This window comes from Rhizobium terricola (assembly GCF_012927355.1).
Lineage (GTDB): Bacteria > Pseudomonadota > Alphaproteobacteria > Rhizobiales > Rhizobiaceae > Allorhizobium > Allorhizobium terricola.
The window spans coordinates 385,625-409,842 of the sequence record NZ_JABBGK010000001.1 but is presented as its reverse complement, the minus strand read 5'-3'; the positions used below and the strand labels follow the sequence as shown (position 1 = coordinate 409,842).

The 24,218-nt window shown below is 63.8% G+C and carries 25 protein-coding genes; 12 read left to right on the top strand and 13 right to left on the bottom strand.

The genetic code is table 11. From position 1 onward, the window contains the following. Positions 1 to 2 precede the first annotated feature (2 nt). The 3 genes from HHL25_RS01855 to HHL25_RS01845 all read right to left on the bottom strand — a co-directional run bounded on the left by HHL25_RS01855 (position 3) and on the right by HHL25_RS01845 (position 1,837). Positions 3 to 368 carry a HepT-like ribonuclease domain-containing protein gene (locus HHL25_RS01855; RefSeq protein ID WP_169586704.1) on the bottom strand — a complete coding sequence of 122 codons (366 nt, stop codon included), beginning with the start codon at positions 366 to 368 and terminating at the stop codon, positions 3 to 5. Beyond that, a complete protein-coding gene (locus tag HHL25_RS01850) occupies positions 365 to 658 on the bottom strand; it encodes a nucleotidyltransferase family protein (RefSeq protein ID WP_169586702.1) in 294 nt (97 codons plus the stop codon). Before HHL25_RS01850 ends, HHL25_RS01855 begins: the two co-directional genes overlap by 4 nt. 138 nt (positions 659 to 796) lie before the next feature. After that, positions 797 to 1,837 carry a glutamine synthetase beta-grasp domain-containing protein gene (locus tag HHL25_RS01845; RefSeq protein ID WP_169586700.1) on the bottom strand — a complete coding sequence of 347 codons (1,041 nt, stop codon included), beginning with the start codon at positions 1,835 to 1,837 and terminating at the stop codon, positions 797 to 799. Positions 1,838 to 2,237: 400 nt separating this feature from the next. Here HHL25_RS01845 and HHL25_RS01840 point away from each other — a divergent pair, with 400 nt between their 5' ends. Beyond that, positions 2,238 to 2,420: a DUF2735 domain-containing protein gene (locus HHL25_RS01840; protein WP_169586698.1), complete on the top strand. Its 183-nt coding sequence runs from the start codon at positions 2,238 to 2,240 to the stop codon at positions 2,418 to 2,420. Positions 2,421 to 2,445: 25 nt separating this feature from the next. On the opposite strand, the gene alc is transcribed toward HHL25_RS01840, so the two are convergent. The 5 genes from alc to HHL25_RS01815 form a co-directional block, all read right to left on the bottom strand. Then, on the bottom strand, positions 2,446 to 3,468 hold the full coding sequence (gene alc, locus HHL25_RS01835) for an allantoicase (RefSeq protein ID WP_169586696.1): 1,023 nt from the start codon (positions 3,466 to 3,468) through the stop codon (positions 2,446 to 2,448). 1 nt (position 3,469) lies between these two features. After that, a complete protein-coding gene (gene uraD, locus HHL25_RS01830; RefSeq protein WP_169586694.1) occupies positions 3,470 to 3,970 on the bottom strand; it encodes a 2-oxo-4-hydroxy-4-carboxy-5-ureidoimidazoline decarboxylase in 501 nt (166 codons plus the stop codon). Continuing rightward, positions 3,970 to 4,893 carry an allantoinase PuuE gene (gene puuE, locus HHL25_RS01825; RefSeq protein ID WP_169586692.1) on the bottom strand — a complete coding sequence of 308 codons (924 nt, stop codon included), beginning with the start codon at positions 4,891 to 4,893 and terminating at the stop codon, positions 3,970 to 3,972. Before puuE ends, uraD begins: the two co-directional genes overlap by 1 nt. A gap of 100 nt (positions 4,894 to 4,993) precedes the next feature. Continuing rightward, positions 4,994 to 5,701: a DUF1045 domain-containing protein gene (locus HHL25_RS01820; protein WP_169586690.1), complete on the bottom strand. Its 708-nt coding sequence runs from the start codon at positions 5,699 to 5,701 to the stop codon at positions 4,994 to 4,996. 104 nt (positions 5,702 to 5,805) lie between these two features. After that, a complete protein-coding gene (locus HHL25_RS01815; protein WP_169586688.1) occupies positions 5,806 to 6,984 on the bottom strand; it encodes an NAD(P)/FAD-dependent oxidoreductase in 1,179 nt (392 codons plus the stop codon). On the opposite strand from HHL25_RS01815, the gene mnmD reads away from it, so the two are divergent. Continuing rightward, positions 6,983 to 7,726, top strand: a complete 744-nt coding sequence (mnmD, locus tag HHL25_RS01810) for a tRNA (5-methylaminomethyl-2-thiouridine)(34)-methyltransferase MnmD (RefSeq protein ID WP_169586686.1) — start codon at positions 6,983 to 6,985, stop codon at positions 7,724 to 7,726. The two genes, HHL25_RS01815 and mnmD, sit on opposite strands and share 2 nt — an antisense overlap. On the opposite strand, the gene HHL25_RS01805 is transcribed toward mnmD, so the two are convergent. After that, positions 7,700 to 11,776 (bottom strand): PAS domain-containing protein, encoded by a 4,077-nt coding sequence (locus HHL25_RS01805; RefSeq protein ID WP_169586684.1) that lies wholly within the window; start codon positions 11,774 to 11,776, stop codon positions 7,700 to 7,702. The genes mnmD and HHL25_RS01805 overlap by 27 nt on opposite strands. A gap of 270 nt (positions 11,777 to 12,046) precedes the next feature. On the opposite strand from HHL25_RS01805, the gene HHL25_RS01800 reads away from it, so the two are divergent. Beyond that, a complete protein-coding gene (locus HHL25_RS01800; protein ID WP_169586682.1) occupies positions 12,047 to 13,633 on the top strand; it encodes a trimethylamine methyltransferase family protein in 1,587 nt (528 codons plus the stop codon). Between the two features lie 4 nt (positions 13,634 to 13,637). On the opposite strand, the gene HHL25_RS01795 is transcribed toward HHL25_RS01800, so the two are convergent. Next, entirely contained in the window at positions 13,638 to 14,318 is a 681-nt protein-coding gene (locus tag HHL25_RS01795; protein ID WP_169586680.1) for a helix-turn-helix transcriptional regulator, read from the bottom strand. An 87-nt stretch (positions 14,319 to 14,405) separates the two neighbouring features. On the opposite strand from HHL25_RS01795, the gene HHL25_RS01790 reads away from it, so the two are divergent. Genes HHL25_RS01790 through HHL25_RS01780 form a run of 3 tightly spaced genes read left to right on the top strand, consistent with a single transcriptional unit; the run spans position 14,406 to position 16,150 of the window. Next, the gene (locus HHL25_RS01790) at positions 14,406 to 14,705 is read left to right on the top strand and encodes a hypothetical protein (RefSeq protein ID WP_169586678.1); all 300 of its coding nucleotides are present in this window, start codon (positions 14,406 to 14,408) and stop codon (positions 14,703 to 14,705) included. A 7-nt stretch (positions 14,706 to 14,712) separates the two neighbouring features. Next, on the top strand, positions 14,713 to 15,831 hold the full coding sequence (locus HHL25_RS01785; protein WP_169586676.1) for a DNA alkylation repair protein: 1,119 nt from the start codon (positions 14,713 to 14,715) through the stop codon (positions 15,829 to 15,831). Positions 15,832 to 15,838: 7 nt separating this feature from the next. Further along, positions 15,839 to 16,150 (top strand): DUF1905 domain-containing protein, encoded by a 312-nt coding sequence (locus HHL25_RS01780; protein WP_169586674.1) that lies wholly within the window; start codon positions 15,839 to 15,841, stop codon positions 16,148 to 16,150. Between the two features lie 90 nt (positions 16,151 to 16,240). Here HHL25_RS01780 and HHL25_RS01775 read toward each other — a convergent pair whose 3' ends face one another. Beyond that, the gene (locus HHL25_RS01775; protein WP_169586672.1) at positions 16,241 to 16,813 is read right to left on the bottom strand and encodes a cytochrome b/b6 domain-containing protein; all 573 of its coding nucleotides are present in this window, start codon (positions 16,811 to 16,813) and stop codon (positions 16,241 to 16,243) included. Beyond that, positions 16,813 to 17,088 (bottom strand): PepSY domain-containing protein, encoded by a 276-nt coding sequence (locus HHL25_RS01770; protein WP_169586671.1) that lies wholly within the window; start codon positions 17,086 to 17,088, stop codon positions 16,813 to 16,815. The genes HHL25_RS01775 and HHL25_RS01770 overlap by 1 nt, the downstream gene beginning before the upstream one ends. Positions 17,089 to 17,260: 172 nt before the next feature. Here HHL25_RS01770 and HHL25_RS01765 point away from each other — a divergent pair, with 172 nt between their 5' ends. The 6 genes from HHL25_RS01765 (at position 17,261) to HHL25_RS01740 (ending at position 22,883) form a co-directional block, all read left to right on the top strand. Further along, positions 17,261 to 17,572, top strand: coding sequence for a PepSY domain-containing protein (locus HHL25_RS01765; protein WP_169586669.1), 312 nt, complete (start codon positions 17,261 to 17,263; stop codon positions 17,570 to 17,572). Next, on the top strand, positions 17,572 to 18,237 hold the full coding sequence (locus HHL25_RS01760) for a response regulator transcription factor (protein WP_169586667.1): 666 nt from the start codon (positions 17,572 to 17,574) through the stop codon (positions 18,235 to 18,237). Before HHL25_RS01765 ends, HHL25_RS01760 begins: the two co-directional genes overlap by 1 nt. Next, entirely contained in the window at positions 18,234 to 19,580 is a 1,347-nt protein-coding gene (locus tag HHL25_RS01755; RefSeq protein WP_169586665.1) for a sensor histidine kinase, read from the top strand. The genes HHL25_RS01760 and HHL25_RS01755 overlap by 4 nt, the downstream gene beginning before the upstream one ends. 67 nt (positions 19,581 to 19,647) lie before the next feature. After that, positions 19,648 to 20,556 (top strand): purple acid phosphatase family protein, encoded by a 909-nt coding sequence (locus HHL25_RS01750; protein ID WP_169586663.1) that lies wholly within the window; start codon positions 19,648 to 19,650, stop codon positions 20,554 to 20,556. 328 nt (positions 20,557 to 20,884) lie between these two features. Continuing rightward, a complete protein-coding gene (locus HHL25_RS01745; RefSeq protein ID WP_169586661.1) occupies positions 20,885 to 22,291 on the top strand; it encodes a DEAD/DEAH box helicase in 1,407 nt (468 codons plus the stop codon). 400 nt (positions 22,292 to 22,691) lie between these two features. Further along, positions 22,692 to 22,883, top strand: a complete 192-nt coding sequence (locus HHL25_RS01740) for a hypothetical protein (RefSeq protein WP_169586659.1) — start codon at positions 22,692 to 22,694, stop codon at positions 22,881 to 22,883. Between the two features lie 68 nt (positions 22,884 to 22,951). Here HHL25_RS01740 and HHL25_RS01735 read toward each other — a convergent pair whose 3' ends face one another. Further along, positions 22,952 to 23,833, bottom strand: coding sequence for a DMT family transporter (locus tag HHL25_RS01735; RefSeq protein WP_205927760.1), 882 nt, complete (start codon positions 23,831 to 23,833; stop codon positions 22,952 to 22,954). Between the last annotated feature and the right edge of the window lie 385 nt (positions 23,834 to 24,218).

Genomic DNA, 24,218 nt, shown 5'->3' with positions numbered 1-24,218 from the left:
GGTCATTCTCCCTGGGGATGGATGTGCAAGAGCGTCTCTACGATCCGCACCAGATCAGGCACTTCATGTTTCGCGGTCTGAAAGACATAGTTCAGATCAATGTCAAAGTATCCGTGTGCCATGCGGTTGCGCATACCCCGGATCATCGCCCAGGGAATCTCGGGATGCTCGGCAACAAAGTCCGGAGAGAAGGCCTCGAGCTGGACGACGCACTCGCTCGCCATGAGCAGGCTCATGCCGACGCCGCGTTGCACAAGGAGGTTCTTCCGAAAATCCTGCAACTCTAGCTCGGTGACAAATCCATGGGCATCGAGCGATGCACTGCGGATACGGTCAAGCAATGAGCGAATGCGCTCTTCGCGGTTCATATGGGGCGCGCCTCGGCCAGGATTCTACCCCGGTGCCTTTCCGGGATCTCGCTCGACGTCACCAAATGAACCGACACGCCTTCCGCCAGTTCCTCAAGCGCAGATTGTAGCCCGCCAAGCGTCATGAGGGATGAACCGGGAAGAGCATCCACGAGGATATCAAGATCGCTGGTGGCGCGGTCTTCGCCACGGGCAACCGACCCGAACACGCGCGGATTGGCTGCATTGTGACGCGCTGTCGCCTCACGAATGGCTTGCCTCTTCCTGTCCAAGACTTCTGACGGTCGCATCACCGATCTCCTCGGCAGCAATATAGAACAAGGCGTCTGTGAACGAAAGTCGCGCCAGGACTGCAGCATCCCCAGCCCAAACGAAAACGACGCCGGCTTTCGCCGGCGTCGTCTTCAGACCTTGGGAGATCGTGGCAATCAGGCGGCGCTCTTCGCGTAATCGGCGGTGGGCACTTCCGAGATAGTCTTCAGAACCTGCGAAGCGATCGCATAGGGGTCACCCTGGGAGTTCGGACGACGGTCTTCGAGGTAACCGCGGTAGCCATTGTTGACGAAGGAATGCGGAACGCGGATCGAGGCGCCACGGTCGGCAACGCCGTAGGAGAACTTGTTCCACGGAGCCGTCTCATGCTTGCCGGTCAGGCGCAAGTGGTTATCCGGACCGTAGACGTCGATGTGCTCTTTCCAGTTCTTCGCGAAGGCGGCCATGAGGGCTTCGAAGTATTCCTTGCCACCGGTTTCGCGCATGAACTTGGTCGAGAAGTTGCAGTGCATGCCCGAGCCGTTCCAGTCGGTGTCGCCGAGCGGCTTGCAATGGAATTCGACGTCGATGCCGTAGGTTTCGCAGAGACGGAGCAGCAGGTAGCGAGCCATCCAGATCTGGTCGGCGGCCTTCTTGGAGCCCTTGCCGAACACCTGGAATTCCCACTGACCCTTGGCCACTTCGGCGTTGATGCCTTCGTGGTTGATGCCGGCCTCGAGGCAGAGATCGAGGTGCTCTTCGACGATCTCGCGGGCGACCGCGCCGACGTTCTTGTAGCCGACGCCGGTGTAGTACGGACCCTGCGGAGCCGGGAAGCCCTGTTCCGGGAAGCCGAGCGGGCGACCGTTTTCGTAGAAGAAGTATTCCTGCTCGAAACCGAACCATGCGTCCTCGTCGTCAAGGATCGTAGCGCGGGTGTTCGATGCATGCGGCGTGACGCCATCCGGCATCATGACTTCGCACATGACGAGAACGCCATTGGTGCGAGCCGGGTCAGGGTAGACAGCGACCGGCTTCAGCACACAATCCGAAGAGTGGCCTTCGGCCTGCATCGTCGACGAACCGTCGAAACCCCAGAGCGGGAGCTGTTCGAGGGTCGGGAAGCTGTCGAATTCCTTGATCTGCGTCTTGCCACGCAGGTTCGCTACCGGCTTGTAGCCATCGAGCCAGATATACTCGAGCTTGTACTTGGTCATATTTGTCTCTCTTCAGTCCAGCGCCACAACCTGGGCGCAACAGAGGGGTGAATCTCCGGGTCGCCGGCGAGTCCCCGTTAAAGAAGCATGAAGCGTGCCAACTTCGCGACCGCCTGCCGGGAGCGAGACATTTTGGCGCAGCCGGAGCGTGCGCGCGCCGGTAAGGACGGGAATTTATTTAACGGATTTCGCTGACAATGGGGGAACATGACGCCCCTATGCCGTGTTTTCGGGCGGAGCACCCTGCTTGTGCAAATGATGAAATCACACGCAGACAAAAAACTGTAATATTAGTGCTCATATTTTAGGCATTGTGCACTTTTCATGTGCAAATCACTTTAACTTCTGGTACGAAAGGTAAATCGCGCCTTTGGCACGATGAACAAAGAGAGGCAGTAGCATGACGACGAACATGGTTCGGGAATCGGCGAAGATCTTAGAGTTCCCGGTTCGCAACATTCAGAAGCTGAGAGAAATGCGCGAGCGCGATGCCCGCATGCACCCCGTGATCATGGAAAGCGGCTGCGGCAGCTGGTATCACGAGGAAGCCATTCGCGAGGCTGAAGAAGCGCGCAAGCAGTAAGCTGCGCGCCTCCCATTCTTTGCCCTCAGGCCTTGCGGCCATAGAGGCGAAGACGCATGACGCCGCCATCCGGATGCATGGCGAGCCTGACATGGGTGACCGGGCCGATATCGGCGATCTTGTCGCCCTCATAGAGATGTTCCGCGTCCATCTGCATCTTCTGGCGCGAAAGGATAGGCTTCCACCCCTCCGAAGCCGCGATCTCCGCCTCGCTGAAAACGTCACCCGCGCCCGGCAGATAGGCGCCGAGGATCTCGCAGGTATCCGGGAAATTCCCCTTGAAGAAATGCGTGTCGATCAGGATGCGGTCGATCCGGCCAGCATGGCCGAGGCGGATGATCGCCCAGTCGTGACCGGGTCCGCGCCGACGCTTGGTTTCCCATCCGTCGCCCATGTTGATGCCACGCCCCGGCGACAGGATCTTGTCAGGATGGCCGTAATGCGCATCCGACCAGGCGAGCGCCTTGGCGCCATGGAAGACATAGGCAAGGTCGATCTCTTCATCCGCACCGATCTTCGACCAGTCGAAATGGGCGGCGCCATACACCCGCAGGCGGGCGATGCCGCCGTCCGGATAGATGTGCAGGCGCAGATGCGTCCAGACCTTCGAACGGTCGGCATTGGCGAAGAAGTGCTGGGCGCTCGGACCGAGCGGCGCCTTGGCGACGAGTTCGGTCCAGACGGTCGCCTCCGTCGGATCGCCGTCCTCGATGGACGCCGCCTCGATCGAGCAGTGCGGCGGATAGTTGCCGGTGAAGAAGCGGGTGTCGACGTCGAAGCCGAAGATGCGGCCCGGCATGGCAAGGCGGATCACCGACCAGTCATGGCCGGGCACGCGCTTGCGGCGACTTTCCCAGCCGTCCATGTACTTGCCGTTGTCGTCGTAGAGGTCGGGATCGAATTCGGCGGGCGCATCGTTGAGCATGCGCTCCAGCGGCGCAAAGAATTCGTCCGTCGAGAAAAGGCCTTTCGCGCCCAGCCGGGCGGAAGCGAGGTTGACGGCGCCGGCGGCGAAATCCGGCAGGGTCACGGTGGAAATCTCGGGCATGTCAGTTCGTCTCCGGTAGCAGGCTTTCGAGGCGAAGCCGGGCGATCTTCTCGACCTGGGCGCAGGCGGTGTCGAACTCCTGCTCGCGGCCATTGCCGATGCGCGTCTCGAAAGCGGATAGAATGTCGTTCTTCGTCAGCCCCTTCACCGCGATGATGAAGGGAAAGCCGAACTTCTCGGTATAGGCGGAATTGAGCGCGGTGAAGCGCTGATGCTCCTCGGGCGAAAGCCGGTCGAGACCGGCACCCGCCTGTTCCTTGCGGCTGTCCTCGGTCAGCTCCCCGGCGATCGCCAACTTGCCGGCGAGATCGGGATGCGCCCTCAGGACACCGAGCCGCTCTGCGGGCGAAGCCGCCCGGAATTTTTCCGTGAGCGCCGCATGGACACCGGAGGCCGTCAACGGCTCCGCCACCAGGCCGGCGTCGAAGGCACGCTCGGCGATGAAGGGCGAGTGTTCGAAGACGCCGCCGAACCGCGAGATGAAATCACTGCGATCCAGCATCAGATCGCCTCCGGCTTGTGATGCCTGTGCCAGTGTTCGGCGATCTCGATGCGTTTCGGGATCCACACCTTCTCGTGGCTGGTCACGTAGTCGATGAAGCGCGCGAGTGCCGCGGCCCGGCCCGGACGGCCGACAAGGCGGCAATGCAGCCCGACCGACATCATCTTCGGGCTGCCGGCCTTGCCTTCGGCATATAGCACGTCGAAGGCGTCCTTCAGATAGGTGAAGAACTGGTCGCCGGAATTGAAGCCCTGCGGCGTGGCAAACCGCATGTCGTTGGTCTCGAGCGTGTAGGGAATGATCAGGAACGGCATGCCGTCGACACCCTTCACCCAATAGGGCAGATCATCCGCATAGGAGTCTGACGAGTAAAGGAAACCGCCCTCCTCCATCACCAGCCGCAGCGTGTTGTCGGAGGGCTTGCCCTGATACATGCCGAGCGGATGGGAGCCGGTCAGCTCCTTGTGCAGCCGGACCGCCTCGAGGATGTGCTTTCTTTCCTCTTCTTCCGGGCAATCCTTGTATTCGAGCCACCGATAGCCGTGGCTGGCAATCTCCCAGCCCGCCTCCTTCATCGCCGCGACGGCTTCCGGATTGCGCGCCATGGCAAGCGTCACGCCGTAGACGGTGACCGGCACCTTGCGCTCGGTGAACATCCGCCACAGCCGCCAGAAGCCGGCGCGCGAGCCATATTCGTAGATCGATTCCATGTTGAGATTGCGCTGCCCCGGCCAGGGTTGCGCCCCGACGATCTCGGAGAGCAGGCATTCCGAGGCCTTGTCACCGTCGAGAATGCAGCTCTCGCCGCCCTCCTCGTAGTTGACGACGAACTGCACGGCGACATGCGCGTCGCCCGGCCATTTCGGATCGGGAGGCGTACGGCCATAGCCGACGAGGTCACGCGGATAGGAAGTCTGCTGCATCAAATCACCTTGAAATCGGACGCCCGACGGTAAGCAGGCCGGCGTCCGATGTCGAGATGGAAAACCCGGATGCGACCCTGCCTCTTCGTCGGCCCGGGCCTCAGGCGATCTTGCGGGCGGCGACGCGTCCCATTGGATGCAGCGAATGGACCTGGAACGGAGCCCCGGGTTCGCGCTCGACGAACAGCGCCAGGTTGGCGACCTCGACAGGTTCTTCGAGCAGCGGCGCGAAATGGGCACCGAGCGCGGCCTCCACACGACCGAAATCGCGGGCCAGCAGAGGCCCCGTCAGCGTCATGTGAAAGCGGAACTCGTCCATCACATAGGGATGGCCCCAGCGGTGCAGGTTGGCGAATTGCGACGCCGACAACCCGTCGGGATTGCGGCGCTCGATCTCCGCCTCCGTCAGTGGCGCGCGGTAGCCGTCGAACTCCTGCACCACGGCCGCGGCGAGGTAGTCGAGCGCCGGGCAACTCGTTGCCGGCGTCAGTCCGTAGAAATCGCCGAGGCGCCCGACTTCCAGGCGCGGGATCTCGAAGGGTTCGAGCGTGCCGGCAAAGCGCATCAGCTCGCGCAGCAACGCCGCCTCGCTGCAATCATGATTGAGATGAAACGGCGCTTTGAGCGTCGCATGAAAACCGTAGCGGCGCGGCAGCGCGGTGTGAAAGGCGATCTCGTGAATGCCGAGACCCCTGACAGCCGGATGTTCCACCGGCTCGCCGGAATAGACGCTGCGGCCGAGCCAGCTCGCCGCGGCCAGCGTCAGCGCGTCCCCGGACGGGGGCGTGAAATAGATGGCATAACGCATTCCGCACCTCGCTTTCTGGGGCAAGGCAATTTTAGCAATTGCCGTTATGCGAAGCAGTTAGGTGATTTGCGTGACAATATGACGAAGGGAGAAGAGGAAAGACCTCACGCGCTGCGTGCAGCAACCGCAATATGGTTGTCGAGGTGGAAACCGGCAGGCAATGCCATGGCACGGCCTGCAACCACGCCCAGGGCCTCCGCGGCGAGGCGATGGGCGATCCCGAAGCTGACCTTGAAGCCGCCGGTGAGCGCGATGACGCGAGGATTGTCGGGATGAGGACCGACCATCGGATCGCGGTCGATCGCCTTGGGCCTGAGCCCTGCCCAACGCTCGACAACTTCGGCTGAAAGCAGCGCCGGGGCGAGATCCCTTGCCCGTCTGATCAGGTCCTCAAGTTGTTCGTCGGTGGCGAACGGCGCGTCGAAGCGGTCCTCGCTGGTGCTGCCGATCGCAGCATAGCCGCCCTCATGCGGCACGACGTAAAGACCGTCGAGATAGAGAAGCGGCAGGTCGGGATCGATATCACCCTTGAGGAGAGCCGCCTGCCCCTTGACCGGCTGGCCGAGCGGCTGCGCAAGCGGCGCCCCGAGCGACTGCAGCAGCGGGAAGGCCCCGTGGCCGGCGGCGAGGATGCAATGGCCGAAGGAGATGGTCTCGCCGTCGGCAAGCCGGGCCGTCGTTCCGGAAAGCGAGGCGAGCCCCTTGCCCTCCGCGATCCGTACATGCCGCGCCGTGCGCAAGCGGCTCACCAGCATGCCCGTCAGGCCGCGGGGCGAAACGCGGGCGGCAAACGTGTCGTGGACGAGACCGGAACCGCAAACCTCACTGACCGGCCAGCCTTCGCCTGCCGGCGTGGCGTCGAGCACCTTCCAGGCGAAACGGCGCTCCCCGACCCGCCAGTTGACCTCGGCTTCCAGCTCGTGGCGCGCGGCAATCTTGCGAAGATGCGGTTTCGGCAGCGGGATGATCCGGCCGGAACGGCGGTAACCGGCGGAAAGCCCGGTCTCGGCCTCGAGAGCGGCGACCTCGTCTTCCAGCGAAAGAAGCGCGTCGAACTGCAGCTGCTTCTTGTCATTCCATTTGTCCGGCATGTGCGGCATCAGCGCCCCGAGCAACCCGCCGCTCGCTCCCCGGGCAAGCGCGCCCTCGTCGATCAGCAGCGTTTCTATCCCCAGGCGTTCCGCGGTCAGCGCCGCCCACAGCCCCATCACGCCGCCGCCGACGACCAGAAGCTCGACGCGTGATTGACCGGCAAGCCGGCTGGCAGTATCCGCTTTCGTCATGGCAAATTCCAATTCGACATCACCGGCCAGCCCGGACAACCGGGAACTCACTTGGCGCGACGGCGATATGCCCTATTCGACCGCCTTTGACGACCACTTTTATTGCCAGACAGATGGGCGGCTGGAATGCGGCCACGTCTTCCTTTCCGGTAACGGGCTGCCGGAGCGCTGGCAGAGAGCCGGAACGTTTCGGATCGGCGAACTCGGCTTCGGCACCGGGCTCAATGCCTGCGAGACGTGGCGGCAATGGAAGGAAACGCGGATACCGGGCTCCCTGCTGCATTTCGTCTCCTTCGAACTCTATCCGATGAAGGCGGAAGAACTGTCGCGGGCGCTTTCCCGCTGGAGCGAGATCGATGCGGAACGGCAAGTGCTGACCGCCCGGTGGCCGGAAGCACCTTCCGGCTTCGTCGACGTCGAGCTCGACGCGCAAACCCGCCTCACCGTCTGCTGTGGTGACGCGCTCGAAAGCCTCGGCCGTTCGGCGCTGGAATTCGACGCCTGGTATCTGGATGGTTTCGCCCCGGCCCGCAATGCCGCCATGTGGTCGCCGGAGCTGATGCAGCAGGTGTTTGACCACACGGTGCCGGGCGGCAGCTTCGCCACCTACGCCGCCGCCGGTTTCGTCCGCCGCAACCTGATGGCCACCGGCTTTGCGGTGGAGCGCCGCAAGGGCTTTGCCGGCAAGCGGGAAATGCTGTGTGGGCTGCGCCCCTCAGGCCCCGGTGCCGCCGAAGGCTGATCCGTCCCGAACCGGACGACCCAGCCAGCGGGCGATCTTCTCCTCGAGCTGTTCCGGGCTGATCGGCTTCGACAGGTAGTCGTCCATGCCGGCGGCCAGGCAGAGTTCGCGGTCGAGATCAAGTGCATGGGCAGTCACGCCGATGATCGGCACGTGCCAGCCCTCGCCTTCCGACCGTTCCGCCTCGCGGATCGTGCGCGCCGCCTGATGGCCGTTCAGCACCGGCATCGACACATCCATCAGGATCAGTCGCGGATTGAGCGACCGCCAGGCGTCGACGGCCTCCCGGCCGTTGGCGACGATGCGATAGGTCAGGTCGCTCGACTGCAGGATCTGCCGGAAGACGATCTGGTTGACCTCGTTGTCCTCTGCCACCAGCACGTCGCAGCCGTCCGTCGCCGCAGATGGTCGGCGGACGACGGGGCTGGGCTCGGCGACCTTTGCATTGGCTGGCGCGACGAAACTGCGCTGCGGCTCCGCGGCGACCGGCGGCTGGCTTCCCGTCACCGCGGAAACGCCGAGGCGCGCCGCCCTCACCACCTCGACGACGGCGCTGCGCAACAGGTTGGCGCGCGCCGGCTTCATCAGGTGGGCCTGGACGTTCAGCTGCTGGAAGATGCGCTCGTCGCCGACCATGTCCATCGACGTCAGGAACACCATGGCGATCTTTTCGAAACGACGGTCGGCGCGGATCATGCGCGCGACGTCGATGCCGTTCATCTCGGGCATCTGGTAGTCGATGATCAGCGCGTCGACGGACAGTCCAACCCGGTCGGCCTCTTCGAGGATCGCCATGGCCGCATGGCCGCTCTCGACGGCAAGACCGTCGAAGCCCCAGAGCGCAAGCTGCTCGGTCAGGATCCGCCGATTGATGTCGTTGTCGTCGATGACGAGGATCCGGGCCCCCTTGACGTTGATCGGCAGCGGCTGGAGCTTGTTGCGCTCGTTGACGACCGTGAACGGCAGGCGGACGGTGAATACCGAACCCTGGCCGAGTGTGCTCTCAACCTCGATATAGCCACCGAACAGGTCGACGAGACCGGCAGTGATCGCAAGCCCCAGCCCCGTTCCCTCGTGGCGCCGGGTCGAGGACGTGTCGACCTGCGAGAACTTGTCGAAGATCGCAGCACGCTTTTCTTCCGGAATGCCGATGCCGGTATCCTCGATCCGCATGGTCAGCATGACTTCCGAACCGTCGGACGGCGTGCTGGAAAGATCGATCAGCACATGGCCCTTTTCGGTGAACTTGATCGCATTGCCGACCAGATTGGTGACGATCTGCCGGAAGCGGCCCGGGTCGCCGGACACCATGTGACGGACCGTTGCGTCGCCACGGACGATGAGTTCGATATCCTTTTCCGCCGCCGAGGCCGAGAGCAGCGTCGCGACATCCTCGATCGCCTCGACCGGATCGAAGGCGGCCTTGCGCAGCCTGAGCTGGCCGGCATCGATCTTCGAGAAGTCGAGGATGTCGTTGATGATGGTGAGCAGCGCGTTGCCCGACTTGACGATGATGTCGACGAAGGTCTTCTGGCGGGTGTCGAGGAGAGACTTGGCGAGAAGTTCGGCCATGCCGAGCACACCGTTCATCGGCGTGCGGATCTCGTGGCTCATGTTGGCGAGGAATTCCGACTTCGCCTTGTCCGCCGCCTCGCTGCGGGCGAGCAGCACCTTCAGCTCTTCCTCGCGGCTCTTGATGTCGGTGATGTCGGTGCAGACGACCATCCAGTGGCCCCGGCCGCTCGCCGTCGCCTCAATCTGGATCCAGGTCTTGCCGTCGCTGAGGAAGGTGGCCGAAAAGCCCTTGCCCGAGCGGACCTTCTCCTGCCAGTCGCGCAGCACGGCCATCGGCTCGTCGCCGAAATCGCCACGCTTGGCGCAATAGGCGAAGCCGGCATGCCAGCTCTGGCCGGCAGCCAGCATCGGCTGCGGCACGCCGAGCATGCGGGCAAAGGAATCGTTGCACTGGATGATGACGCCGTCCTCGATGACGACGAGCCCCTGTGACATGACCCGCGTGGCGTCCTGCATGAACTGGCCGAGCCGCTCCAGCTGCACGCGCGCCTCGTTGATCTCCCGCTCGCGCTGGTGGATCTCGGTGAGGTCGGAATAGGTGAGCAGGATCTTGTCGTCATGCAGCCGGGTGATGGTGGACAACACATGCTTGCCGTCTTCATAGGCAAAATCGCGCGTGCTCGTGCCTTTCAGCGAGCGGAATTCGGCGACGCGCTTTTCATAGCCCGCCTCGAACTCCATGCCCTGCCAGGCCCAGCCGCGCCGGTCGTTGACCTTGGCATAGTCGTAGAAGCTCAGGCCCTCCATCTGCTGGTCGTCCGACCAGCACCAGATTTCACGGCATTTCTGGTTGGCGAACTCGATACGGAGATCGCTGGACAGGATCACCACGCCGACCGGCATGATGCGCAGCATGCTCTCGAGATCGCCATAGAGTTCTTCGGCATGCGCCTGCGCGGCCATCAGCTCGCGCTCGCGCGCCTTCAGCAGTGACACGTCGGTGATTGACCCGACGATGTAGCGCTGGCTGTCCGGCGTGACGATGCGGTTGATGCGGGTGATCACCGAACGGGTCACATCCTCCGCCATCAGCAGATCTTGAGCCCGCTCAATCGGTTGGCCATCCTCCAGGAGCCTCAGATTGTCCTCACGCAGCTGCGGTCCCGAGCGCGGGAACATTTCGTCCTCGCGCATGCCGTAGAACTTGGTTCTGTCCTCGCCCTGCAAGGCTTCATAGGCCGCATTGGCAAAGATCAGCCGGCGGTCGTTGTCACGGATGAACACGGGCACCGGCAACTGTTCAATTGCCGCCCGGTAAAGCACGCTCTCCTGCTCGCGCTGGTGCAGGTCGGTGATATCGGAATAGGTGATCAGGATCTTGCCGGTGGCGAGGCGCTTGCCGCGGATGGCGAGCACCTTGCCGCAGCGGGTCTCGGCCCGCGTTGTGGTGATGTTGTCACCATGTTCGAGGGAAGCGAAACGATGCTGGAAAAGCGTATCGACGTCCTGCTCGACATTGGCAGAACCACTGCGAGAAACAATGAAGGCCAGGAAGTCGCGATAGTGCCAGCCGGTCATGTCGATCGGCTCGTCCGCTTCCAGCATGGCATAGAAGGCTTCGTTGGCATCCTCGATCACGAGGTTTTCGTCCAGGATGAGAACACCGACCGGAAGCGAGCGGAGCAGGCTCTCGACATGCGCATGCAGTTGCTCTGCCTCGGCCTGGGCCGCGATCAGCTGCGCCTCGCGCGACTTCAAGGTCGAGATGTCGGTAACGGAACCGACGAGAAAGGGTTCGCCGCTCGGCGTGGCGATCCGGCTGGCGCGGGTGATGACCGGGATGCTGCTCCCGTCCTCGCGGCGAAACAGGTCCTCCGATTCGACGGTGCGACCGCTTTCGAAGATCCTGCGGTTCTCCGCATGATACTGTTCGCCCCGTTCCGGGAAGGCCTCGCGTTCGTCCTTGCCGATCAGCCGCTCGCGCGAAAGGCCGACGATCTGCGAATAGGCGCTGTTGGCGAACACCATCCTGTGCGAGGCGTCGCGGACATAGGTGGCGACGGGCAGGTCCTCGAGCGTCGCCCGGAAGAGTTCGTTGGTGCCCTCGTCGCCGGCGTCTACGTCCGACTTCCCTTCGCTCGCCTCGACGGCGGCCTGCGCGGCACGGCCGGGATCTCGGCTCCGACCACCCGACGCGCGGCGCGGCACCTCCTCGAACATGCCGAACAGATAGATGGAATCGTCGTCGCCGAAGAAACGCTCGACGCGCAGCGGATAGCGGTCCGTGCCGAAGGGATCAAAGACAAGCGTGGTCTGGTCGTCACCGAAAACAACGACCTGGCGCTCGCGATCGTCGCGCATGTCGCTGTCGAACCTGCCGGAAAGCTCGCGGTCGGTCTTGCCGGAAAACGCCTGCCGCTCCTGCCGGAAGAAGCGCGCATAGGCGTCGTTGACGGCGATGTACCGCAGCTCGCTGTCCTTGATGAAGGCGGGCACCTCCAGATCAGCGATCTTCTCGCAGGCTAAGTTGAGCAAATTCCCACCCGTATCCAATAAAATATATTCCACCCCCGAAAATGCTCTCGAATGGTAAACGCAAGGTAACCGCGGGTCCCGCAGCCGCTTCAAATTGCATCGGACCGGCGGTGTCCCGGTCGTCCGCGCTTCCGGCGAATCGCGCCCCATATCGCGCCACCGGATCTGCCGATGTTCCAGTTGAGCCGGGCTTTCGTCGCAATTGGCTAGGACACCGACACCGGAAACCTGCGTAGAATTCGATGTCGAAGTTGAAACAATGGATCGACCATGAGCGACATTACGTCTTCTGCCTTGCCCGAGACTGACAGCACCGGCGCGCCTGCGGAACGCAGACGCCGCAGCGGCGGACGTGGCGCCGAGCGTGTCCGTTCCTCCGATGGATCAAAATACCTGAACCTGGTCAATCGCCTGGCCCGCACCGAGCTGCTCGATCCGGAAGCGCTCGAAGACATCCACCAGACGTCGCTGACGGTTCTGGAAGAAATCGGCATGGACGTCATGCTGCCGGAGGCACGCGAGCGCATGCGGGCGGCCGGCGCCGACGTGACGGAAGGCACCGAGCGCGTGCGCTTCGACCGCGGGCTGATCGAGGAGATGATCGCCTCGGCGCCCGGCGAGTTCACCATGCATGCCCGAAACCCGGCCCGCAACGTCCGGATCGGCGGCAAGAACCTGGTCTTCGCCCAGGTGGCGAGCGCCCCCTTCGTCGCCGACCGCGAGGGCGGCCGCCGGGCCGGCAACCAGGAGGACTACCGCAAGCTCGTGAAGCTCGCCCAGTCCTACGACGTCATTCATCTCACCGGCGGCTATCCGGTCGAGCCGATCGACATCCATGCCTCGGTTCGCCACCTCGACTGCCTCTCCGACATGGTCAAGCTGACCGACAAGGTCTTCCATTGCTATTCGCTCGGCCGCCAGCGCAATCTCGACGCGCTCGAGATCGCTCGCATCGGCCGCGGCATCTCGCATGACCAGCTGGACGCCGAGCCGTCGCTGTTCACCGTCATCAATTCCTCTTCGCCGCTCCGGCTCGACGGACCGATGCTGCAGGGGATCATCGAGATGTCGTCGCGCAACCAGGTCGTGGTGATGACACCCTTCACCCTGGCCGGTGCCATGGCGCCGGTGACCATTGCCGGCGCTCTCGTCCAGCAGAATGCCGAGGCGCTGTGCGGCATCGCCTTCACCCAGATGGTGCGCAAGGGCGCGCCGGTGATGTATGGCGGCTTCACCTCCAACGTCGACATGAAGACCGGTGCGCCCGCCTTCGGGACGCCGGAATACATGAAGGCGGTGATCGCCGGCGGCCAGCTCGCCCGCCGCTACGGCATCCCCTACCGCACCTCGAACACCAACGCCTCCAACACGATCGACGCACAGGCGGCCTATGAATCCGCCATGTCGCTCTGGGCGCTGACGCAAGGCGGCGGCAATTTCATCATGCACGCCGCCGGCTGGAGCGAGGGCGGCCTCACCGCCTCCTTCGAAAAGTTCATCCTCGACGTCGACATGCTGCAGATGGTCGCCGAGTTCCTGAAGCCGCTCGACGTCAGCCCCGATGCGCTGGCGCTCGACGCCGTGCGCGACGTCGGCCCGGGCGGTCACTATTTCGGCACGGCCCACACGCTCGCCCGCTACGAAAACGCCTTCTACAACCCGATCCTGTCGGACTGGCGCAACTTCGAGACCTGGACCGAGGCCGGTCGCCCGACCACCTACGACCACGCCAACCGCATCTTCAAGGAAACGCTGGCGCGCTACGAGCGCCCGGCGATCGATCCCGCGGTCGAAGAAGAGCTCGACGCCTTCGTCGCCCGGCGCAAGGCGGAAGGCGGCGTAGCGACGGATTTCTGATCCGTCAGCTTCGAAGGCCGGCGATATAAGCCTGATAGGTCTGCTGCTCGTCCGGCTCGAACCGGTCGGCGAGCACCTTCCAGTCCTCGACCCGGTCGAGGCGGAAGTCGCGAAAGCCGTCGCGCATTTCGCACCAGGCCGTCATCACCCAGAGCGCCCCGAAGGCACTGAGGCCAAGCGGCCAGACGACGCGGCGGCTGCGTTCGTCCTTGAGGGAATGATAGGCGATCCAAACCTTTCGCCGTGCCGACAGCGCGGTACGGATGTCGCCGAGGCACTCCGGCGGCACCGGTTGTGCTGCAGAGCGGAAGGCGTGGATCGGTGCGTCGACGAGCCGGCGGCCATGGCCGGGCGGCAGGATGGCAAGCATCTTGTCGCGCGCTTCGCGTGCCGCCTGGCCGAGCGTCGGATCCCCCAGCATCTCGACGGCCCTGAGCCCGAAGGCGAGCGCCTCCAGCTGCTCGAAGGTGAACGTCAGCGGCGGCGCGTCCAAGGCCTCGCGCAGCATGTAGCCGACGCCGCGTTCGCCCTCGATCGGCGCCCCGGACGCGATCAGATGCTCCATGTCGCGGTAGATCGTGCGCGGCGCGACCTCCATCAGCGCCGCAATCTCGGCCGCAGTCATCGCCCGCCCCGTGGCGCGCATCACCTGGATGATCCTGAACAGACGGTCGGCCGGCCGCATGGCATGCTCCCGAGATTTATAGTGGCCACAAGGCTGTCAGTAGCCCTGTGATAGGTCAAGCCCGTTCATCAGACAGGAGACCATCCCATGACCCCTTCCACCATTCTCGAAGTCGTCATCTGCACGGTAAAGGACGATCCCGCCGCCGAAGCCGCGCGAACCGCGGCGATGCAGGCCGTGCGCCGCTATCCGGGCTTCATCTCCTGGCAGGCGCTCACCGCCCTCGACCTGCCGGGCACCATTGCCGACATCGTCGAGTGGCAGACCCACCAGGCCGCCATGGCGGCCGCAGAGAAAGTCCGCACCGATCCGGCCTTTGCCCCTTACATGCAGCAGATTGCCTCGGTATCGGTAGTGGGACATTTCGAGACGACGAAAGCGATCTGAAACGACGATGGCCGAACAGCTCAAGCATCTGATCAATGAGGCGACCGCCCGCGACACGGCGGAGGCCATGGCGCGGGCCTGGCCGGCCTTTTCGGCCACGGCCTTTCTCGATCACGTCCTGCCCCGCATCGACGCGCTCGAACTCATGCAGCGCGGGCAGCTGATTGCCGACGGGCTTCGCCTCCACCTGCCGGAAGACTTCTCGCAGGCGCAGCCGATCCTCGCCGCCTGCCTGCCGGACGGAACCGGCAACGGTCTGCGCGGCTGGGCCTTGCTGTCGTTCAACCAGTACATCGCGGCAAACGGCCTCGGCCACCTCGACCTGGCGCTCGACCTCCTGAAGCGGCTGACGCCGCATTTCACCGCCGAATTCGGCATTCGGCCCTTCATCCATGGCGAACAGGCACGCGCGCTCGCCGTGATCTCCGGCTGGACGAAAAGCCCCGATCCGCATGTCCGTCGCCTCGCCAGCGAAGGCACCCGCCCACGCCTGCCCTGGGCGATGCGGCTTCCGTCGCTCGTCCGCGATCCCGCGCCGATCCTGCCGATCATCGAGGCCCTGATCGACGACGGCGAGGACTATGTCCGTCGCTCGGTCGCCAACAGCCTGAACGACATCGCCAAGGATCACCCCGATCTCGTCGCCGATTTCGTCGAACGCCACATCGGCGATGCTTCGGCGAACCGGCGATGGCTGCTGAAGCATGCCTCGCGCACGCTGATCAAGAAGGGCCATCCGAAGGCGCTTGCCAATTTCGGCTTCGCGCGGCTCGAAACCGTTACGGCGATCCTGGCAATCACGCAAACGACCATCCCCTTCCCCGGCACGCTGGAATTCGAGGTCGCGCTTGAAAACAAGGGCACGGCGCGTGAAACGGTGATGCTCGACTATGCCATTCATCACCGCCGCAAGGACGGCACCCTGTCGCCAAAGGTGTTCAAGGGGACCAGCCTGGCGCTCGAGGCCGGCGAACGAAAGGTCTTCGGCAAGCGCCATGCTCTGCGCCCGATCACGACGCGAACCTATTACCCCGGCGAACATCGACTGGAAATCGCCATCAACGGTGCGGTCCTCGCCGGCGGCGCCTTCGTCCTGGCCTGTGGGGCGCAACGGGGAGAGGCGTGAGAGACCGATGTCGGATCATAAGATTCAGTTGACCGCCGAGATCGTCCGGTTCGACGGACCGGGCGGCTGGCACGCGATCTTTCTGCCGTCCGACGCAGCTGCCGAGATCCGCTTCTTCTGGGCAGACCGGGCCAATGCACTCGGTGCCATCACCGTATGGGCACGGCTCGGCGGAACCGAATGGAAGACATCGCTCTTCTCCGACAGCGGGCGGGCGACCTACATGCTCCCGCTCAAGTCGGCGGTCAGGCTGAGGGAGGGCGTGAAGGAGGGCGACCGGGTCGCGCTGAACCTGACGACGGGCCTGCGCCACGCCTGACGCGAAAAGCCCCGGTCGGGGGTGCCGACCAGGGCCCTTTTCTCGGCCGTGTTCACACGGAAGCTACTCTCCCCGGCCGAAAACCAGCGCTCACTGGCTGCGCTTGCGGCCGGTCACCATGGCACGCACGAGGTTCTCGCCGTGCTCGACGCTGGCCAGCACTACGCCCGCGACATGCAGGGCGATCAGGCCCAGCGCCACATTCACCAGGATCTTGTGGGTGTCCTCGACCCATTCGATGCCCCAATAGGCATCGGTCGTCATCATGTAGCCGGTCGTGGCAATGCCGCCGACGGTCAGGAGAAGGGCGATCACCATCGCTCCGCCGGCCGGATTATGGCCGATATAGCGCTTGGCACGCATCCGCGCGGTGTCTGCCAGGAACGACAGGACGGTTGCCGGACGATAGATGAAGTTGACGAAACGGGCGTGCTCGGAGCCGAAAAGCCCCCACAGCACCCGCATGGCGATCAGGCCGCCGATCAGATAGCCCGAGACGACATGCGCCGACTTCCACTCGTCACCGGTGGCATAGGAAAAGGCAAAGAGCCCCACCAGCGACCAGTGAAACAGCCTGACGAACGGATCCCAGACCCTGATCCATTCCGCCCGCGCAACGCGGGCGGAATGGGCGCCTTGCAGTTCCTGCGAGGCATCAGCCATCATTCGTCCCCTTCGGCGCCGACCTGCTCACCGGTTTCCGGATTGAAGATGGCTTCGACCTTCTTGCCGTCCTTGATACCGTAGACTTCGTAGCAGCCGCCCTCGACCTTCACCTGGCGGACGTCGAAACCCATGCCGGCGGCCTTGGCCTTCATGGCCTCTTCGGTCATCCACTTGTCCTTCGGCACGTCACCGCAGGACTGTTCGCTCTCTGCGCGTGCTGCCGCGCCGAATGCGACGGTTGCCAGGAGGGAGGCGAGAATGAGCTTCTTCATGAGACGTTTCCTTCGTCGTTGCGGTCGCAGCAGGATTGCCGTCGACTGTTGACGCAGAAGCTAGCCGCCCCGGGCTGAGAGATAACTGACGAGGAATGTCAGCGAAATTTCAGCTTCGCCATGCTAATGAACGTGGATGACTTTCGGGGCGGCAAAGGGGTATCGACGGATCATGCAGGCAAGCATCTTGCCGGCAATTCTCGCCCTGTCGCTCGCCCAGCCCGCAGCGGCACGCGCCGACGACAACGACGAAGACACCCACGAGGCCATACGGGCGGCCGTCGACCGGGGCGAGGCGAAACCACTCGCGGAGTTGCGGCGCATCGTCCTCAAGCGCTTCACCGGAGAAATCGTGTCCGTGAAGCTGGACCGCGAGAAGAAGCAGCTGATCTACGAATTCCGCGTCTTGCGCGGCGACGGCCACGTGCTTGAGGTGGAGGTCCAGGCTGCCACCGGCGAAATCCTGGAGATCGAGAACGAATAATGCGGCTGCTGCTGATCGAGGACGACCCGCTGATCGCGCGTGACGTGACCCTGCACCTCGAACGTGCCGGCTTTGTCGTCGTGCACGAGAGCGACGGCGAAGCAGGTTGGTTTACCGGAGACGAAGAGGATTTTGCCGCGGTCGTGCTCGACCTCGGCCTGCCCGGCATGGACGGCCTGACGGTCCTGAAACGCTGGCGTGCCGCCGGCCGCCAGATGCCGGTCCTGATCCTCACCGCCCGCGGCAACTGGCAGGAACGGGTCGAGGGCATCGACGCCGGCGCCGACGACTACCTGACGAAACCCTTCCAGATGGCCGAACTTCTCGCCCGCCTCAGGGCCATCATCCGCCGCAGCGTCGGCCAGGCCAGTCCCGTCCTGGAGCTAGGTGAGATCAGCATCGACACGCGCAACCGCACAGTCAGCCGTGCCGGCCGTCCGGTCGACCTCACCCCGCTCGAATACCGCTGCCTCGCCCACCTCGCCCACAACCGCGACCGCAACGTCTCGCAGATGGAACTGACCGAACAGCTCTACGCCCAGGACTTCGAGCGCGACAGCAATTCGGTCGAGGTCCTGATCGGACGCCTGCGCAAGAAGCTCGGCAAGGACACGATCTCGACCCGCCGCGGCTATGGCTACCGGATCGGCGGAGACGAGGCTTGAGACACTCGATCCGCGACCGCTTCCTGATCGTTTCCGCTGCAAGCGTGTTGCTCGCGATGACGCTCGCCGCCTTCGTCTTCGTCTCGCTGTTCACCCGCAGCCTCGAACGCCGCATCGACGAGGAACTGGCCGCCCACATCAACCTCTTCGCCGGCACCCTGCAGTTTGCGGCGGATGGTACGCTGGAAAAGCCTGCCGGCCCCACGGACCGGCGCTTCGAGCAGCCTTATGGCGGCCTCTACTGGCAGGTTGAGGACGACGTTAAGCGTCGGCAGCTACGCTCGCCCTCGCTCTGGGATTATGTTCTTCCCCTGCCCGACGATGCGCAGGAACAGGGCATAGTCCACCGGTACCGCCTGCCCGGCCCGGAAGGCGCACCACTGATCGTCCAGGAGCGCAAGTTCATCTTCGCGTCTCCTGGAGGCGCGCGCCCGGTCAGGGTTGCCGTCGCGATCGACGAAAGCGTCGTGACCGAGGCCCAGCGCGCCTTCACCCTCGACGTCATTCCCTACATGGCCGCGCTCGCGGTGTTCCTGATTGCCGCCTCGCTCGCCCAGCTGACCTTCGGGCTGAAGCCAATCTCCTCGCTCAGCGAAGGCCTGAACCGTATCCGCGAGCGCAAGGCCGAGCGCATGACCGGCCGTTATCCGCGGGAGATGCAGGGCGTGGTCGACGCGGTGAACAAGCTGCTCGACGCCCAGTCCGAGATCATCGCCAAGGCGCGCGCCCGCTCCGCCGACCTCGCCCACGGCCTGAAGACGCCCCTGACCGTGGTGGCAAACGACGCGGAGACCCTGCGCGAGCGCGGCCAGACCGACATTGCCGACGAACTCACCCACCTTGCTTCCGTCATGCAGGCTCATGTCGAGCGAGAACTGACCCGCAGCCGGATCGCCGCAACAGCGGAACTGCGCGGCTCCGATGCAGACGTCGCGACGGCGGTCGACCGGATCGTGCGGACGCTGAAGCGGACCCCGCGCGGCGAGGAGCTCGCCTGGACGGTGGAGGTGCCGCCGGGCGTTATCGTCGGCGTCGATCCCAACGACCTCGAGGAACTGCTCGGAAACGTCATCGACAATGCCGTAAAGTGGAGCCATTCGGCGATCGGCATCGTGCTTCGCCGTCACGGCGAACGGCCCGTGCTGGTCATCGAGGACGATGGCCCGGGCGCCGATCCGGACGGCATCGAACAGATCATGGAGCGCGGCATCCGCCTCGACAGCCAGAAGCCCGGCACCGGGCTCGGCCTGTCGATCGTCAGGGACATCGCCTCCGTCTACGACCTTCGGGTGGCCATCGAGAATCGCGATGGCGACGGTTTGAGGTTTACAGTTACATTTTAGCCCGGCCCATGCCGGAACGAAGGACAGGATGCGGAAAGGACCGCGCATCCGGGAAGGACGACAGATCATGCATCACACCCGCCGCGATTTCCTGGAGGGCATCCTGGCTTCACTGGCACTCGGCGTGGCGGCCCCGGCGAGTGCCGCTGGGTCGGCACCGCTTTCCTTTCTCGTCATCGGCGACTGGGGGGATGCCGGATCCCGTGAGACCGCTTCGGATGTCGCCACCGCCATGGGAAAGATCGGCGAGAAGCATGCCGTCTCCTTCGTTGTCTCGACCGGAGACAACTTCTACGAAAGGGGCGTATCGAGTGTGACGGATCCTCTCTGGCAAAAGGCCTTCGAGGACATCTACACCGCCCCCGCCCTGCAGGTTCCGTGGTATGTGGTGCTCGGCAATCACGACTACAGCGGCAATACCGACGCCCAGCTCGCCTATACCCGCAAGAACAAGCGTTGGACCATGCCGGCGCGCTACTACAAGATCAGCAAGGCGCTGCCCGGCTCTGCGGCAGACTTCTTCTTCCTCGACACGCAGCACCTGAAGCGGGACGATTGGTTCGGACGTCTCTTCTCGGAAAAGCCCGACGAACAGCTGACGTGGCTGGAAGCCGAGCTTGCGGCGAGCACCGCCCGGTGGAAGATCGTCGTCGGTCACCACCCGGTCTTTTCCGGCGGAGAGCACGGCGACAACGACGAGATGATCCGCAAGCTGAAACCGCTTCTCGACCGCTACGGCGTCGCCATGTATCTCTGCGGTCACGATCACGACCTCGAGGCACTCCAGTCGGAAATGGTCGCCTATTTCGTCTCGGGCAGTGGCAGCCGTACACGTCCGATGCGCTGGCACGAAAAGAGCCTGTTCGCCTCCCCCGGACCGGGCTTTCTTCTTGTCGAGCTCAAGGCGAAGGACGGCACCGCATCATTTTTCGACGACAAGGCGGCCCTTCTCTACAGCCGCGACCTCGGCATCTGAGCCGTCCTGAACGGAAGGCGAATGCGGCGCCCGACACCGTCAATTGCCGCAACGCAAAAACATTTCCTTGACTTTCCAGCGCGAAAGGCCCATCTGCAGGTCAGCTTTCACCTTCCGGACGCCGCGTGAGCGTGCCCGCGATCGAACATGACGCGAAGAAGGATACAAAGCGCACGAAGAAATGGCTGTTATCACAGCCGACGCGCTGGAAAGCTTTTTCCAACTTACAAGTTCCCAATTCACGCGGGGTTCTTGACGCTACGAGGCAGGCAGATCGCAGGACGCGATTTGGCCCAATGCCGCGTGGCGCCCCGAAAAGGTATTAGAATTGACCAACTTTCATGAGCTTGGCCTGTCCAAGAACATTGTCGCCACCGTTGCAGCCATCGGTTACGAAACCCCGACCCCGATCCAGGTGAAGGGTATCCCGGTTGTGCTGTCCGGCCGCGACCTGATCGGTCTTGCCCAGACCGGCACCGGCAAGACGGCAGCCTTCGGCCTGCCGCTGATCGAGATGCTGCTCGCCAACCCGACGCGTCCCGACAACCGCACCACCCGCACCCTGATCCTCGCCCCGACCCGCGAACTGGTGAACCAGATCGGCGACAACCTGCGCGCCTTCATCAAGAAGACCCCGCTCCGGGTCAACCAGGTCGTCGGCGGCGCCTCGATCGGCAAGCAGCAGCTGCAGCTCGAAAAGGGCACCGACATCCTCGTCGCCACCCCGGGCCGCCTGCTCGACCTGATCGCCCGTAACGCGATTTCGCTGCGCGCCGTCACCTATCTGGTGCTCGACGAAGCCGACCAGATGCTCGATCTCGGCTTCATCCACGACCTGCGCAAGATCTCGAAGATGGTTCCGGCCAAGCGCCAGACCCTGCTGTTCTCGGCCACCATGCCGAAGGCGATCGCCGATCTCGCTGCAAGCTTCCTGACCGATCCGGTCAAGGTGGAAGTCTCGCCTCCGGGCAAGGCCGCCGACAAGGTCGAGCAGTATGTGCACTTCGTCGCCGGCCAGAACGCCAAGACGGAAATGCTGAAGAAGATCCTCACCGACAATCCGGACGGCCGCTCGATCGTCTTCCTGCGCACCAAGCACGGCGCCGAGAAGCTGATGAAGCATCTCGACATCACCGGCTTCTCCGTCGCCTCCATTCACGGCAACAAGAGCCAGGGCCAGCGCGAGCGCGCGCTCAAGGGCTTCCGTGACGGCGAGATCCGTACGCTGATCGCCACCGACGTCGCCGCCCGCGGCATCGACATCCCGGCCGTCAGCCACGTCTTCAACTACGACCTCCCGGAAGTGCCGGACGCCTATGTCCACCGCATCGGTCGTACCGCCCGCGCCGGCCGCGACGGCATCGCGATCGCGTTCTGCGGTCCCGACGAAGGCCGCCTCCTGCGCGACGTCGAACGCCTGATGGGCATCGACATCCCGGTCGCCTCCGGCGAGGCCCCGTCCAATCTCGCACGCCCGGCCCGCCCGCAGCGTCGTGGCGGCGGTGGCGGTGGCGGCAACAACCGCAACCATCAGGGCCAGGCCCAGGGCCGTCCCGACGGCCGCAAGAAGCATGACGGCGAAGGCCGCCCGGCCGGTGAAGGTCGTCCCGCAGGCAAGCCCGGCCACCGCAAGGGTGGCAACGGCGGCGCAGGCCGTCCGGCCAACGCCCACGGCAAGCCTTCGGGTCGCCCCGGCGGCAACCAGCAGCGCAGCAACCGTCGCCGCGAAGCCTGAGCCTTCAGGCCCGCGCACAGTCCAGTTCGATGCAAGAAGGCGCGGCCCCGGCCGCGCCTTCTTCTTTTTCTGCGGATGGAGGTCGGGACGGGCTTCAAGTGACTCGCCCCTGCGATCGGGTTAGTGTTAGCCACTGAAACGCATCCTATGGGTGCAGACACCGATTCATCCGCGAAAGAGGTCAGCGATGAGAAGCTTGCCATTGCCCGTCGTTGTCCTGGTGGTTCTCGGACTGATATCGCCGGCGGCCGCAGAATCGAAGATCGACATCCTTGAGATCTTCGACCAGTTCATGATCTCGAACGCCGTCGCATCAAGATGCGAGAAACCGGATGAGCAAAAGGCAGCAAAGTTTCTTGCCAACATGAATACCGTGCGAATTTTCGCCACGAAAAAACTGATGCAAATGTCCAAGGACGCGACCGAGAAGACGATCGACAAGGCCGCCGTCGAACGCTACCGGAGGATCGACAAGGCGATTTCGGACGTCATTGCCAAGGAAGGCTGCGATGCCCCCCAGATCAAAGAAGCGCGAAAGCGCTTCGACGTCCAGGCCGAAATGAACCTCTTCGCCAATTCGAAGAGCAACTAGTTCTGGCTGGCCGGTCTGCGTGGCGGTCGGCGGAGAAAGACAGGATCATGCCTTCGCTCGGACACCCCTTACCGTGATGTTCGGTCAGCCTTCCGGTTCGTCAGATAGACACCAACCACAACCACGGCAGTTCCGAGGATCATCGACAGCGTCAGCTTTTCGCCGAAGAATAGCGCCGCCTCGAGGGCTGCGAGAGGCGGGACGAGATAGATCAGCGACGCCGCTTTCGACACGTCGCCACGCCGGATCAGGTAGAGCAGCAGGGCGATCGCCCCCATCGAGATACCGAGCACGGACCACGCAAGCGCGGCGAACAGGCCGAAGACCCATTCCACATGCAGGTTCTCGAACGCCACGGCCGCCGGCACGGTGACGATCAGCGCGCCGACATATTGCAGCGTCGCGACAGCCCGCAGGTCCCCCTCCTTGAGGAAACGCTTCTGGTAGATCGTCCCGATGGTGACGCAGGCCATGGCGAGCACATTGATCGCCACCGCGTAGAGCGGGATCGCGCCGGCGTCGAGGGCAAGCACGTTCGGCAACACGGCAATGGCGATGCCGGCAAAGCCGAGCACCAAGCCGAACCGCTGCGTGCCCGACAGGGCCTCGCCGATCAGGAAGGCCGCGGCGATGCCGGTCATCAGCGGCTGCAGGCCGGCGATGATGCCCGAGAGCGCGGCGGGAACGCCCTGCCCGATCGCCCACCACACCATGCCGAGGTAAAGGCCGTGCAGGAACATCCCGGACACCACCGCATGGATGACAGCCTCGCGGCTTCTCGGCCAGCTGACCCCGCTGAAACGACAGACCAGGTAGAAGAGCACGACCGCGACGCTGTAGCGGAGCACCAGGAAGGTCAGCGGATCGGCGAAGAGGTCGGCATACTTGGCGACCACCCAGCCCGTTGACCACAGGACGACGAAAAGCGCGGGCGCAAGGCGATTGAGCAGCATGACGGTTTTCCCAATAAGCAAGGCTGTCGGAACACCTGCCGTCCGCCCGGTGCCTCTCGTTAGTCGCGACAAAAGCGCGCGTCAAAGGACTTTTCCTGCAACCGAGGATCAATTCCGCTGAGCCGTGGCGCGAGAAGATTTTTTTCATCGCAGTGAAAGTCTAAATTTTAGGCATCCTGAATGAACCCGATGCCATCAGCGAGGAAACATTCGTCAAGACCTGCCGCGCCGAACCAGCGGCTGACGGCCTCGCCCCAAGAAGACATGCCGTATTTCTGAGCTATTGCCGCTTTTTCGCGCTGTATCGATGGGTCGAAAATCTGCACACGGCGGCGTGCACGCTTCTTGCATTGGTAAATGCATTGTATTCAAATGGCAAAAA

Bases quoted from the DNA above. Each gene is read 5' to 3' on its own strand.
- HHL25_RS01855 (WP_169586704.1), bottom strand. From the start codon at position 368: ATGAACCGCGAAGAGCGCATTCGCTCATTGCTTGACCGTATCCGCAGT.
- HHL25_RS01780 (WP_169586674.1), top strand. From the start codon at position 15,839: ATGTCGGATCATAAGATTCAGTTGACCGCCGAGATCGTCCGGTTCGAC.
- HHL25_RS01800 (WP_169586682.1), top strand. From the start codon at position 12,047: ATGAGCGACATTACGTCTTCTGCCTTGCCCGAGACTGACAGCACCGGC.
- HHL25_RS01775 (WP_169586672.1), bottom strand. From the start codon at position 16,813: ATGGCTGATGCCTCGCAGGAACTGCAAGGCGCCCATTCCGCCCGCGTT.
- HHL25_RS01845 (WP_169586700.1), bottom strand. From the start codon at position 1,837: ATGACCAAGTACAAGCTCGAGTATATCTGGCTCGATGGCTACAAGCCG.
- puuE (WP_169586692.1), bottom strand. From the start codon at position 4,893: ATGCAGCAGACTTCCTATCCGCGTGACCTCGTCGGCTATGGCCGTACG.
- HHL25_RS01850 (WP_169586702.1), bottom strand. From the start codon at position 658: ATGCGACCGTCAGAAGTCTTGGACAGGAAGAGGCAAGCCATTCGTGAG.
- HHL25_RS01770 (WP_169586671.1), bottom strand. From the start codon at position 17,088: ATGAAGAAGCTCATTCTCGCCTCCCTCCTGGCAACCGTCGCATTCGGC.
- HHL25_RS01815 (WP_169586688.1), bottom strand. From the start codon at position 6,984: ATGACGAAAGCGGATACTGCCAGCCGGCTTGCCGGTCAATCACGCGTC.
- HHL25_RS01765 (WP_169586669.1), top strand. From the start codon at position 17,261: ATGCAGGCAAGCATCTTGCCGGCAATTCTCGCCCTGTCGCTCGCCCAG.
- HHL25_RS01795 (WP_169586680.1), bottom strand. From the start codon at position 14,318: ATGCGGCCGGCCGACCGTCTGTTCAGGATCATCCAGGTGATGCGCGCC.
- HHL25_RS01790 (WP_169586678.1), top strand. From the start codon at position 14,406: ATGACCCCTTCCACCATTCTCGAAGTCGTCATCTGCACGGTAAAGGAC.
- alc (WP_169586696.1), bottom strand. From the start codon at position 3,468: ATGCCCGAGATTTCCACCGTGACCCTGCCGGATTTCGCCGCCGGCGCC.
- HHL25_RS01840 (WP_169586698.1), top strand. From the start codon at position 2,238: ATGACGACGAACATGGTTCGGGAATCGGCGAAGATCTTAGAGTTCCCG.
- HHL25_RS01785 (WP_169586676.1), top strand. From the start codon at position 14,713: ATGGCCGAACAGCTCAAGCATCTGATCAATGAGGCGACCGCCCGCGAC.
- HHL25_RS01820 (WP_169586690.1), bottom strand. From the start codon at position 5,701: ATGCGTTATGCCATCTATTTCACGCCCCCGTCCGGGGACGCGCTGACG.
- mnmD (WP_169586686.1), top strand. From the start codon at position 6,983: ATGGCAAATTCCAATTCGACATCACCGGCCAGCCCGGACAACCGGGAA.
- HHL25_RS01750 (WP_169586663.1), top strand. From the start codon at position 19,648: ATGCATCACACCCGCCGCGATTTCCTGGAGGGCATCCTGGCTTCACTG.
- uraD (WP_169586694.1), bottom strand. From the start codon at position 3,970: ATGCTGGATCGCAGTGATTTCATCTCGCGGTTCGGCGGCGTCTTCGAA.
- HHL25_RS01760 (WP_169586667.1), top strand. From the start codon at position 17,572: ATGCGGCTGCTGCTGATCGAGGACGACCCGCTGATCGCGCGTGACGTG.
- HHL25_RS01740 (WP_169586659.1), top strand. From the start codon at position 22,692: ATGCAAATGTCCAAGGACGCGACCGAGAAGACGATCGACAAGGCCGCC.